Raw genomic sequence first — 12,578 nt, 5'->3', positions numbered from 1 at the left:
CTGATCGGGTCGCCCAAAAACCGTAATGCCGGGCCCCTGGAGCGAGTCGGCCTCAGCGGGCGGCCTGGAAGGCCCGACCCACGGCCGTGGCCTGAGTGCCGGTACGGAACAACCCGGACCGATCCCGATCGGTGGCCGGCAGACCGAACCAGGCGTAACGCTGCACGTACGGCAGCCCGGCCAGCATCTTCGTCGCCGCGCTCAGGAACGCCGCCTGCTGCGCCTGCGACGGAAAGTGCTGACCCCCACCGTCGAACCGGATCAACGCGAACTCGGTCAACCAGATCGGCTTGCCGTACCGCTGATGCACCGCCTCCACGTACCGCCGCAACTGATCCACCGCATTCGCCGTGGTGAAGTCGGCACCGAACCAGTGCAGCGTGACGAAGTCCACCCGGTAACCCCGCGCCTCGGCACCGGCCATGAAGCGGTCCAGCCAACCACCCGCGTCCGCACCACCCCAGGCCACCGCCGGGCTCCCCAACGTGCTGCCCGTGGCCATCAACCGCGGCCACAACTCCAACGCCCGCTCGACACTCATGTCGGCCTGCTCCGCCATGTCCGGCTCGTTGAAGGTCAGCAGGTGCCTCCCGGCCGACTTCGCCCGCGCCAGTTCGGCCGGCGTCACGTTCTCCTCGGCGCGGATCATCGGCACGAAGCTGGCACCACGGGGTGCCGTGATGCCCGGATGCTGCGTGCCCCAGGTGTAGAACCACCCCGCCCCCGAGTTCGCCAACGCCTCACCCGCACCCTCGAAGTTCCACACCCCCACCCCCTTACGGGCCGACGACGTCACGGTCACCGGTGGCTTCTGAGAGGTGACCCGGGGGCTTGGGGACGGGCTCTCCGTAGCGACGGATGGAGCCGGGGAGGCCGAAAGGGTGGTTGGTGCCGGCGGTGGCGCCGCGAATGAGGGCGGCGCTTCGTCCGGCCGGGTGACCACCACGGCGGCGGAGCCGATCACCAGCGCCAACACCCCGGCCGCGATCGACCCGACGAGCCCGCGAGGGGCGCTCGTGACCAGGTCGGCCAGCCTCGTTCCGGCCTCGCCGGCGGGTGGTGTCGCCGGGTGCTCGTACCCGCCGGGAAGGACGGACTGGTGACCGCCGGCATCGGGCGTGGCAGGCGCGAGGGGATGATGCGCGGCGACACCCGTGGTGGGCATGGCTGCGGCCGGCAGCTCGGCACCGAGACCGGGCGGCAGCGGCAGCAGCGGCAGGCCGGCGAGCAGCCGGTCGATCGGTACGAGGACGCCACTCGCCCGCCCACAGGACGCGCAGGTACGGACATGCCGAGCCAGGCGCTTGCGCCACAGCGGTGTCGGGACGCCGTTCCATCCTTCGGTCACCACCCGCAGGTCGGAGCAGCCCGGTTGCGCCCGCAGCGCACGTACCACCAGGCGGGCAGCCTGCAACTGCTCCTTCATCCGGTGCACCCGCACGGCCACGTGCCCGACTGGCAGGCCGAGAGCCTCGGCCAGGTCCGCCCTGGTCAGGTCACCGGTCTCCTCCAGCCACCAGAGCGCCAACAGTTCTTGGTCGCCTTCGTCCAGCCACCGGGTCGCCTCGGCGACTTCCCGCCGCTGGTCGGTCAGGCCGAGCCGGAGGATGGTCAGCCCGGCGAAGTCGGCCCGGGGGTCGGCAAGGTTCTCGGCGGCGTCCAGTTCGGCGAGACGATTCAGTGCGAAGCGGCGGCGCTGCTCCCAGTCCCGCACCTGCCGGACGGTGATCGCCACGAGCCATGACCGGAACGCCGCCGGGTCGTGCAGGTCGGACAGGTGACGCACCACCCGTACCAGGGTCTCCTGCACCACGTCGTCCACGTCGGCGTCACCACGTAGGGCCCGGCCCACGATGTTGTAGACGAGGGGAAGCGAGGCCGCCACGACCTCGTCGAGCGCACGCCGATCTCCGCCCCGCGCGGCGATCACCAGCCCGACGTCGAGCAGCTCCCGACCCATTGCCGACATGTCAATTCCCCCAAGCGCGTCCGGCCACCGTGCGGGCATGGCCCCTGTATCGGAGACCCTGAGCCGTCGGTCGGATTACCGCATTGTGCGGCCATGACCTGGATCACTCGCAGGCAACCCGGGGATCCGGGTGCAGCGGGTCGGTCAGTTCGGGCGCAGGGTCCAGATGACGGTCATCTCCGAGGTCGGCTTGCCCTCCTCGGTGACGATCTCCACGCGTACCGGAAATTCGGGTCGCTCGCCGGCCTCAAGCTCCGCGACCACCTCCGCCGACGGGCGGCCGAGCCGCGCCGTCGCCCGCACCGGACCCAGAGCGAGTTTGCGGTACGCGATCTCCGCCCGCACCGCCAGCGGCGTGGCCCGGTCGAGCAGGTGACCGAACGCGGCGAGCACCACCGCACCGGAGGCCGTCTCCCCGAGGGTGAACATCGCCCCGGCGTGCGGGCCACCGACGTGGTTGTGGGTGGCCGGCGAGTCGGGCAGCCGGACCACCGCCCGGACCGAGCCCCCCGCCTCCGGGGCCACCTCGACGAATTCGAAGCCGAGCGTACGGGCGAAGGGCACCGCCTCAAGCATGCCGGCCGCCACCTGCCGCGAGTCGATAGTCATGCCGTTAAGCTACCCGCCAGTATCCGTCAGGCAAGGCGCGACTCAAGGTCGAGTACGGCCGCAACGAGATCGGCCTGTCGATCTACCTCTCCGGACTCTTCTACGAGGCAACCCGCGACCTCTACCGCCTCAACCCCCACGACGGCCCCACCCCACGGGAGCTGTTCACCCGTTTCGTCGCGTGGTCCCCCTACCGCCGCCCTCTTGCCCCACCGCGCTGATCATGCAGTTGTGGCACTCGACAAAAGGGTACTTCTGCCGCACATCAGGTGCCACAACTGCATGATCGACAGAGTGGGGGTGGGGTGGGGTGGGTTAGCGCCAGCCGACGTCGATGCGGTCGCCGCGCTCGTCGAAGAAGTGCAGGGCGTCCATGCGTACCTGGACCGTGAGCGGGTGGCCGGCGGTGACGGCGGGGTACGGGGCGAGCCGGACCGCGAGTTCGGCCGGGCGACGGTGGTGCCGGCCCGGGTCGTGCAGCACGCTGGTGCGGCTGCCGCTGGCCCCTGGCGCCGTCGGCTCGTTGGCCCGGCCGGTGATCCGCTGCATCACCTGGCCGAACCGGCGCAGGCCGCGCTGACCGGGCGGCGCGTCCGCGTCGGCCGGTGCGCCGATGTCGTCCACCATGATGGCGGTCGCACCGATGTCGAGGAAGGCGAGCGACTCGTGACCGTGGTGCTCCAGGTAGCGGATGCGGCCCTGGAGCACGTCGCCGGCAGTGTCCGGGGCGACCGGGGTGAGCGCCTCGGCCCGCATCCCGACCACGATCCGCTCGCCGTGGTAGTGCGCCACGGCCCGGCTGCGGATGTCCTTCCAGGGCAGGTAGAGCGCCTGTTCACCGAGGGTGAGCGTGACGTAGCGGTCGAGGTGAACGTAGACCGACGCCTCCAGCAGGTTCATCCGGGGACTGCCCAGGAACGCGGCCACGTAGAGGGTCGCCGGCCGGCCGTACACCTGGGTCGGGGTGCCGACGTCCTGGAGTACGCCCTTGCGCATGATGGCGACCCGGTCGGCCATGGTCAGCGCCTCGGCCTGGTCGTGCGTCACGTAGATGGTGGTGACCCCCAGCTCGCGGGTCAGACCGGAGATCTCTGCCCGCAGTTCCGCGCGCAGGCCGCTGTCCAGGTTGGATAGGGGCTCGTCCATCAGGAACAGCCCCGGCCGGCGGACGATCGCGCGACCCATGGCGACCCGCTGCCGCTGTCCACCGGAGAGCTGGCCGGGGCGCCGGGCCAGCACGTCACCGATGCCGAGGGCGCTGGCCACGTCGGTGACCCGCTCGCCGCGCGGGGTCGGCTCGACCCCGGCGAGCTTGAGCGGGAAGGCGATGTTGTCGTTGACGCTCATGTGCGGGTAGAGCGCGAAGTCCTGGAAGACCATCGCGATCTTGCGCTCCCGGGGCGGCAGGTCGTTCGCCAGTTCCCCGTTGAGCATCACCGCGCCGGAGGTCGGGTCCTCCAGGCCCGCGACCATCCGCAGCACCGTCGACTTGCCGCAACCCGACGGCCCGAGCAGCACCATGAACTCACCGTCGTTCACGTCCAGATTGATGCTGTCGACCGCGACCGTGCCGTCGCGGAAGACCTTTGTGACGTCCTTGAGTACGACGGTGGTCACCGTCTCCTCCCCACCTCGTCCACAAAATCCCGAATGACCGTGACAAGGATCATGCGGATGGCACATCGGGTAAACGTGCCATGTTTGAATCGTGACAGACCTATTACGTTCCATCGATTAGCAGCGATTGCGCGGAACTTCCAAAATCAGACCGGGTTCTCGCCGAGGAACACCCGGCGTACCACCCGCTCGGCGGCCCGCCCGTCCTCCAGGGCGCAGAACCGCTCCCGGAAGCGCGCCCGGGCCCGCTCGCCGTCGGGCGACCGCAGCGCACCCGAGCGGAACACGTCGAGCAGTTCGGGGAAGGTCCGGGCCACCGGGCCGGGCGGCTCGGCGACGATGTCCAGGTAGACGCCCCGGGTCAGCCGGTAGGCGTCCCAGTCCGGCGCGTAGATGACGATCGGCCGGTCCAGGACCGCGTAGTCGAACATCGCCGACGAGTAGTCGGTGACCAGCACGTCGGCGGCGAGGTACAGATCCTCGATCCGGGGATGGGTGCTGACGTCCAGGAGGCGACCACGGGCGGCCGGCGGTGGCAACCGCCGGTCCCGGTCATGGAAGTAGTGGCTGCGCATCAGCAGCAGGCCGGCGGGGCCGAGCGCGTCCAGGAAGCGCTCCGGGTCGAACGGCGGCCGGTACCGGGGCAGATACTCCCGATGGGTCGGCGCGTACAGCACGACCTGCTCGCCGAGGCCGGCGTCGAACTCCGCGCGCAGCCGCAGCACCTCGTCGGGGGTTGCGGTGACCAGCCGGTCGTTGCGCGGGTACCCCACCTCCAGAGTGGCGTACCCGGCCGGATAGGCGCGTTCCCACATCTGGGTGGAGAAGCTGTTCGAGGTGATGCTGTAGTCCCACCGGTCCACCCGGCGCAGCAGCCCGGCGAAGTCCATCCCGCCCGCGCCCAGCGGGTAGCGCTGCTGGTCCAGCCCCATCACCTTGACCGGGGTGCCGTGGTGGGTCTGCACGTGCACCGTGCCCGGCCGCTTACCCACCGAGTCCGGGAAGTTGACGTTGTTGATCAGCCATCGGGCCCGGGCCAGTACCCGGTGGTACGCGGGGGTGCCCGCGACCACGTACTCGACCCCCTCCGGCAGGGTGTCCACCCGGTCCCGTCGGACGATCCACACCCCTCGGACCTGCGGTGCCAGCCGGCGGGCCGCTTCGTAGATCGCGGCGGGATTGCAGGTGTAGCCGCGGTACCAGTACGCGGCGTAGACGGCCAGATTCATCTCCACCGGCCGACGCCGCTCGGCCCGCTGGTACTGGCGCAGCACCGCGTCACGGGCCAGCCGCACCCCGACCCGGGCCGGTGGCAGCACCCGACGGCGGGTCCGGCCGGCAACCCGGCGAACGGTCTCCCCCGCCCGGCTCGCGGTCCGCAACGCGCTGAACGTACGCCACCGACCGGCCGCCACCAGCCGGTGCTTGAGCCCGGCCACCCCACCCGGCACCCGGTGCCCGTCGGGCGGCCGGAACCGGGCGTGCTCGATGGCGACCCGGGCGAAGAAGGTCGGTCGCAGCTCGGGTCCGATCCGGTCGCCGTTACCGAGCACCACCAGGTAGTGCCACATCATCCGCTCGAAGATCACCGGCCGCAGTTCCGCCGCGCCGAGCCGGTCCAGTTCCCGAAACACCCGGTGCCACTGCTCGAACACGTCGAAGTGGCGTTCGCCGCGGGTCCTCGTGATCGCCCCTGCCCGCCGCTGCCGGTAGTTCACGCAGACCAGGTCCAGCACGCCGATCCGGTCGGCGGCCAGCAGCGCCGGATAGCTGAACGAGACGTCCTCGTACCAGCCGGGTGCGAAGCGCAGCCCCACGTCGGCCAGGAACTGCCGGCGGACCAGCCGATTCCACGCGGTGTGCAGCAGTCGCACCGTCTCCGGCCGCTCGACCAGCCGGAACGTCACCGGCCCGGGCGGCACGGGAAAGACCTCCGCCATCGCGCTGCGGGTCACCGTGTCGTCCCAGTGCGCGCGTACGTGGTCGACGAGCAGCACGTCCGGCCGGGTCTCGCGCAGTCGGGCAGCCACCTCGACCAGGCAGTCCGCCGTCAGCCAGTCGTCGCCGTCGACGAACCAGACGTACTCGCCGACGGCCCGGTCCAGCCCGACATTGCGCGCCGGGCCGAGCCCGACGTTGCGGTCCAGGCGTACGGCGGTCACCCGGTCGTCGCGGTCGGCGTACTCGGCGAGGATGTCACCACTGCCGTCGGGGGAGCAGTCGTCCACCCCGATCACCTCGATGTCGGCGACCGGTTGGGCGAGGATCGAGTCCAGGCATTCCCGCAGGTAGCCCTGCACCCGGAAGGCCGGGACGACGAAGCTGATCACCGTCATCGTCCCGGCTCCTCCTCAGCGCGTCGCGCGACCTCCCGCACCCGCCGGCACCCGGGCGGGGCGTACCGGCCGGACCACCCAGGCCAGCACCACGCTCGCCACGAACAGCACCAACAGGTAGATACCGAGTGTAGCCAGACCAATACTCACGATTCCGGCGATCGCCGCCAGGGCCAGCAGCGCCGAACGCCCCTCCCAGCCGAGCGTGGCGGCGTGCAGCGGCGGTGCGGGCTGCCGCTTCTCCAGCCGGGCGACCAGGTCGTAGTGGTGCAGGGTGAGCACGAAGACGTACCCGAAGATCAGCCAGAGAGGCGCACCACCGATCAGCCCGACCGCGATGGCGAACAGGAACTCGGCCGCCCGCAGCGCGGCCGGCACCAGCCAGTCCAGCGGCCCGTTGTGCGCCGCCCGCGCCCCGGCCGCACCGAGCAGCAGCACCGCCAGCACCACCGGCACCGCGACCGACAGCACCGCCGGCAGCGCCGTCCACCGCCACCAGTCCACCGAATCGATCTCACCGGCCACGTCGGCGGCACCGAGCAGCTCCACCACCGGTGCCGGTAGCCGGAAAATCGACCCGGCCAGCAACAGGACCGCCGCGCCGAGTGCGGCAATGACCGCGAGCACCAGCGGGCCCGGCCGTCGCAGCGTGGGTAGCCGGGTGGCCAGCGGGCCGTCGTCGCGGTGCAGGGTCGCGTCGAGCGTGTCCAGCACCGGCACCCACATCCAGCGGGCGCGCAGGGTACGCAGCGCGCCGGTGTACGCGAACGCCAGCGAACCCCAGGTCAGCACGGCGAACAGGGCGATCCGCTGGTCGAAGAGCGCCACCGCCAGCGAGATCAACGCCCACCGCTCCCCGATCGGAAAGACCACGGTGCGCTTGAGCCAGTACGACACCGAGCCGGCGTCGGCCTGCACCCGGGTCGACGCCGCGTTCAACCGGTCACCGATGCCGCCGCCACCAGCGCCGACGTTCTTCGGCCGGCGTGCCGCCTCGTCGTGCAGCACGCCGTACCACGCGTCGGTCATGTGCCGCACGGTCTGCATCGTCATCGCGGCGATGGCGAGAGCCCAGCCGTACCGGAACCCGGCCTGGGTCGCGCCGAGACCGAGCCCGGCGTAGACGAGGTACTCCTTCGCCCGGTCGGCCATGGTGTCCAGCCAGCCGCCCCAGGCGCTGAAGTTGCGGGTGTAGCGGGCCAACTGGCCGTCCACGCAGTCCAGCACGAACCCGAGGTAGAGCAGCACCGCCCCGACCACGAGCAGCGGCCGGCCACCGGCGGCGAACAGCGCCGCCGCAGCCGCCGCGAAGGCCACCGACACCATGGTCACCGCTGTCGGGCTCAACCCCAGCCGGGCGCAGACCTTGGTGACGTACGGCGACCAGGTGCTGACGAAGTAGGTGGTGAAGAAGTCGTCCTTCTCCTTCACCGACAGCCGCAGCTCGGCCCGGTCCTCGTCGACCGCGGCCACCGCCGCCTCCGCACGGGCCAGCCCCGCGGCCTCGTCGACCCGATGCGCGACGAGCAGGCGTACCCGGTGCGCGAAGACCAGCGCGCCCTGCCCGGTGAGGGCGGCGAAGAGTTGATCAACGACGGGCCCCGCCGCCGTATCCGCGGGGGCGGCCGGCTCGGCCGGTTCGACCGGTCCCGCACCCTCGACCGGTCCGGCCGACTCGAACAGCTCGACCGCGACGGCCCCGGCCGGCAGCCGACCGGCGGCGACCGCACGGGCGGCGGCCACCAGCTCCGGTACGTCCTCCCGGCCGACCCGGACCGCACCGCCGAAGATGCCAGTGGCCGCATCCCCCGCCAACTGTTCGGGGTGGCCCGCGTCGATCACCTGGCCGCGCTCCTCGCGCAACACTGTCCGTCCGTCGCTGGGCGGATCGGTCAGCACCAACGCCACGGTCGGCCCGACCGGGCTGGTCAGCAGGTGCCGCAGGACGGCCGTGTGAGCAACCAGGTCGGCCCCGCTGATCACCACCGGGCCATTCGCCGAGCCGGCCAGTTCGGCCAGCTCGGCCAGGTCCGTGGCCACCCGCACCTCGGCCGCGCCGGCCTGGCGCCACTGGGTGGCCAGCCGTTCGCCCATCGTCTCGCCGGTACCCGTCGGCAGGCCCGCGGCCGGTGACCCGGCGGCGAGCACGATCGCGAGGGTCACCGGGGAACCGCGTCGTGGTACGCGGCCAGCGCCTCGGCGATCGTTCCGTCGACGCTCAGCCGACCCGCGTCGAGGTAGAGCCCCCGACGGCAGAACCGGGTCAGATCCTTTTCGTTGTGTGACACCAGCACCAGAGTGCGCCCCTCCCCGAGCAGCCGATCGATGGTCGTGTAGCACTTTTCCCGGAACTCGGCGTCGCCGACCGCCGTCACCTCGTCCATCAGCAGGATCGGGTGCGGCAGGTGCGAGATGATCGCGAAGCCGAGCCGCACCTTCATGCCGGACGAGTAGTGGCGTACCGACGTGTCGATGGCCCGTTCCACCTGCTCACCGGCGAACGAGACGATGTCGTCGAAGTGCCGTTTCAGGTATCCCGACGAGAACCCGTGCAGGCCGCCCACCAGGTACAGATTCTCCCGCCCGGTCAGGTCGTTGGAGAAGCCGGCGGAGAGTTCGAGCAACGGCGCGACGTCGCCGGAGACCCGGATCCGCCCCTCGTCGGGGATCAGCACCCCGGCGATCAGCCGTAGCAGGGTGCTCTTGCCGGTGCCGTTGCGGCCGATCACCCCGACGGTCTCCCCCGGCGCGATCGCGAAGGAGACGTCGCGCAGCGGCCAGAACCGGCCGTCGGAGGCACCCCGCGTACCCCGGTGGATGAACAGCTCCCGCAGCCGCAACTGCCGGCGGCGGTTGCGGACGAACCGGATGCCGAGGCCCTCCGCCTCGATGATCGTCTCACTCATCAGAGTTCCTTCAGCACGGCGGGTTCAAGCCGGCGGAAGGCCCACCAGCCGGCCACGAGCAGCAGCACGCTGATGCCAACGGTGGTGGCGAGCAGTCGGGCACCCGGGAACTCGTCCGGGTACCACACCGCGTGGTGCAGCTGGAAGATGCCGACCAGTGGGTTGAGTTCGTAGATCACCCGAACCCAGCTCGGCAGGCCGGAGTCGTGCACCAGGCTCAGCGGGTAGATGATCGGTGTGGCGTAGAAGAGCACCCGGACGACCAGCCGCATGAACCGCTCCACGTCGCGCATCAGCACGTTGAACGCCGACAGCAGCAACGCCAGCCCGATCAACAGGGTCGCCTGCACCAGCACCGCGAGCGGCAGGGCGAGCAGCGACCAGCCCGGTTCGATCCGGCCCTGCGCCGCGTACCAGACCGCGATGCCGGCGAGGATCGGCAGACCGGCGGCGTACTCGGCGAAGCGGCCGGCGACCCGGCCGATCGGGAAGACCTGCCGCGGCACGTTCATCGTGGTGATCAACCGGGCCTGACCGGTGAGCGCGTGGGTGGCCTCGCTCAGCGCCGAACTGGTCCACATCCAGGCGAAGATCCCGGTGATCAGGAACAGCGGGTAGGACCCGGCGGCCTCGCCGAGATACCGGTTGGTGTCGCGGGAGTAGAGCAGGCCGAAAACGAACCAGTAGATCGCGCCCATGCCCAGCGGCTCGATCAACGACCAGAGGTAGCCCAGCACCGACTGCTGGTACTTCACCGCCAGGTCGCGCCGGACCAGGATGCGCAGCGAGTTGCGGTGCGACCACAACGCCCCGACGCCAGAGGTCACCGCCGTCTCCCGCCTGCTGAGAGCCTCGGCCAGGACCCGCCTCGCCGCCACCGCCCTACTGCCGGCCGCTCCAAACGGACGACAGGTTAGCAGCCGGTGAACGCCGCCCCACGAACGCTCAGCACTCGATCACGTTGACGGCCAGGCCACCGCGCGCCGTCTCCTTGTACTTGACCTTCATGTCGGCGCCGGTCTCCCGCATGGTCTTGATGACCTTGTCGAGCGAGACGGCGTGCACGCCATCGCCGCGCAGCGCCAGCCGGGCGGCGGTGATCGCCTTGATGCTAGCCACCGCGTTGCGTTCGATGCACGGGATCTGCACCAGGCCACCCACCGGGTCGCAGGTCAGCCCCAGGTTGTGCTCCATGCCGATCTCGGCCGCGTTCTCCACCTGGGCCGGCGTGCCGCCCAGCGCCTCGGCCAGCCCGGCGGCGGCCATCGAACAGGCCGAACCGACCTCGCCCTGGCAACCCACCTCCGCGCCGGAGATCGACGCGTTCTCCTTGAACAGCACCCCGATGGCGCCGGCCGCCAGCAGGAACCGCACCACTCCCTCCTCGGAGGCGCCCGACACGAACCGGGTGTAGTAGTGCAGTACCGCCGGGATGATCCCGGCTGCCCCGTTGGTCGGCGCGGTCACCACCCGGCCGCCGGCCGCGTTCTCCTCGTTGACGGCTAACGCGAACAGCGTCACCCAGTCCATCACGTGCAGCGGATCCCCACCGGGGCCCGCCACCGGCCCGGCCAGCGTCCCACCGGTCAGCGCCGTACCGGCGGGCGCAGCTACGGTCGGCGCGGCAGCGTCGGCCTCCAGACTGCGCCGCAGTTCGGCGGCGCGGCGGCGCACCTTGAGACCGCCGGGCAGGGTGCCGTCGCGGGTGCAACCGCGCTCGACACAGTCCCGCATGACCCGCCAGATGTCGAGCAACCCGGATCGGACGTCCGCCTCGGCACGCCGGGACACCTCGTTGGCGAGCATGACCTCACTGATGGACAGCCCGGTCGTGGCGGTCACGTCGAGCAGTTGCGCGCCGGTGAGGAACGGGTACCGGACCCGGGTGCTGTCCGGCTTGATGCGGTCCGCCCCGGCCGCGGCCTCGTCCACCACGAACCCGCCGCCCACCGAGTAGTAGGTACGCGTGCGCACCTCCGCCCCGCCCGCGTCGTACGCCGAAAAGATCATCCCGTTCGGGTGGTACGGCAACGACCGGCGGCGGTGCAGCGTCAGGTCCCGCTCGGGGTCAAAGTCGATCTCGTGGGTGCCGAGCAGGGACAGCCGGTGCTCCGCCCGGATCCGGCTCACCCGCGCCTCGACGCCGTCCGTGTCGACCGCCTCGGGAGCCTCGCCGGCCAGGCCGAGCAGTACCGCCCGGTCGCTGCCGTGCCCGTGCCCGGTGGCGCCGAGGGAGCCGAACAACTCGGCCCGCAACCGGGCGGTGCCGGTGAGCAGACCGTCGGCCCTGAGTCCGGCGACGAAGGTACGCGCCGCCCGCATCGGCCCCACCGTGTGCGAACTGGATGGCCCGATACCCACATTGAACAGGTCGAACACGCTGATCATGGCTGTGCCTTCTCGCCGCCGCCGGGGTCACCGGTCAGCGGCCGGTCATGGTCGGCTCCGTGCTGCGAAGCCGGCCCGGTCGTGGCCGGTCTCCGGTACGGTCCGGCCCTGGTTACGCCCGGGTGCGGGCGTCCGACCGGCGAGCCTACTACCCGATCAGCGGCCGTGACCGACCTGCGCTGTCGAGCCTGACGGCGCAGACAATCACACCCGGGATAGCGCAGACGGTTCAACGACGGCCACCGCCGAAGAACCCTGCTTTCCCTCGGCGTCGTAGTTGCCCTGATTCCGGCCGGTAGGCGTCGTCCGTAACCCACGCGGGTAAGCACCTACGGGTCAGCGCGGTGGCGTTCCTCCTCGCGACCGAGGGCAGGGCAGCCATCCGTTCCTAGCGTTGATTCCAGCAGCGGTGAACGCCGCAGAGGGGAAGTATCGACAATGAGTCGCAAACTGGTCCGCCCCCGCGAGGGGCGCATGTTCGCCGGTGTCTGCGCCGGCCTGGCGCGGCGGTTCGGCACGTCGGCCGGCCTGATCCGGCTGCTGTTCCTGCTGTCGCTCCTGCTGCCGGGCACCCAGGTGATCGTCTACCTCGCGCTCTGGATCATCATGCCCAACGAAGACCGCCACCTAGCCACCGGCCACTAGCCCACCCCCACGCGCAACTCCCCACCGCCAGCGGCGCGTCGTGCCGGGTGTGGGGGGGGGGGGGGGGGGGGGGGGGGGGCGCGGCGCCCGGGGTGGCGGGCGGGCGGC

General features: G+C 71.1%; 8 protein-coding genes and 1 pseudogene. 1 reads left to right on the top strand and 8 read right to left on the bottom strand.

All coding sequences use genetic code 11. The features are described 5' to 3' along the window. Positions 1 to 52 precede the first annotated feature (52 nt). The 8 genes and pseudogenes from AC2CHE_RS17315 to AC2CHE_RS17280 form a co-directional block, all read right to left on the bottom strand. Positions 53 to 1,969 carry a sigma-70 family RNA polymerase sigma factor gene (locus tag AC2CHE_RS17315; RefSeq protein ID WP_484505923.1) on the bottom strand — a complete coding sequence of 639 codons (1,917 nt, stop codon included), beginning with the start codon at positions 1,967 to 1,969 and terminating at the stop codon, positions 53 to 55. A 144-nt stretch (positions 1,970 to 2,113) separates the two neighbouring features. Further along, a complete protein-coding gene (locus tag AC2CHE_RS17310; protein WP_484505922.1) occupies positions 2,114 to 2,578 on the bottom strand; it encodes a DUF4442 domain-containing protein in 465 nt (154 codons plus the stop codon). Positions 2,579 to 2,893: 315 nt separating this feature from the next. Next, the gene (locus AC2CHE_RS17305; RefSeq protein ID WP_484505921.1) at positions 2,894 to 4,195 is read right to left on the bottom strand and encodes an ABC transporter ATP-binding protein; all 1,302 of its coding nucleotides are present in this window, start codon (positions 4,193 to 4,195) and stop codon (positions 2,894 to 2,896) included. Positions 4,196 to 4,341: 146 nt separating this feature from the next. After that, positions 4,342 to 6,531: a bifunctional glycosyltransferase/CDP-glycerol:glycerophosphate glycerophosphotransferase gene (locus tag AC2CHE_RS17300; protein WP_484505920.1), complete on the bottom strand. Its 2,190-nt coding sequence runs from the start codon at positions 6,529 to 6,531 to the stop codon at positions 4,342 to 4,344. Between the two features lie 15 nt (positions 6,532 to 6,546). Continuing rightward, entirely contained in the window at positions 6,547 to 8,694 is a 2,148-nt protein-coding gene (locus AC2CHE_RS17295; protein ID WP_484505919.1) for a DUF5941 domain-containing protein, read from the bottom strand. Beyond that, positions 8,691 to 9,296: pseudogene (locus tag AC2CHE_RS17290) on the bottom strand (ABC transporter ATP-binding protein); the annotation flags it as partial. The gene AC2CHE_RS17295 and the pseudogene AC2CHE_RS17290, both read right to left, overlap by 4 nt. 140 nt (positions 9,297 to 9,436) lie before the next feature. Beyond that, the gene (locus AC2CHE_RS17285) at positions 9,437 to 10,264 is read right to left on the bottom strand and encodes an ABC transporter permease (protein WP_484505918.1); all 828 of its coding nucleotides are present in this window, start codon (positions 10,262 to 10,264) and stop codon (positions 9,437 to 9,439) included. 118 nt (positions 10,265 to 10,382) lie between these two features. Next, positions 10,383 to 11,759: an L-serine ammonia-lyase gene (locus AC2CHE_RS17280; protein WP_484505959.1), complete on the bottom strand. Its 1,377-nt coding sequence runs from the start codon at positions 11,757 to 11,759 to the stop codon at positions 10,383 to 10,385. A 504-nt stretch (positions 11,760 to 12,263) separates the two neighbouring features. Between AC2CHE_RS17280 and AC2CHE_RS17275 the strand changes: the two genes are divergently transcribed. Next, positions 12,264 to 12,470 (top strand): PspC domain-containing protein, encoded by a 207-nt coding sequence (locus AC2CHE_RS17275; RefSeq protein WP_484505917.1) that lies wholly within the window; start codon positions 12,264 to 12,266, stop codon positions 12,468 to 12,470. Positions 12,471 to 12,578 lie beyond the last annotated feature (108 nt).

It is taken from the genome of Micromonospora sp. ATLC16 (assembly GCF_057196645.1).
Note: the sequence above shows the minus strand (reverse complement) of the source record. Positions and strands in the feature narration are given on the sequence as shown.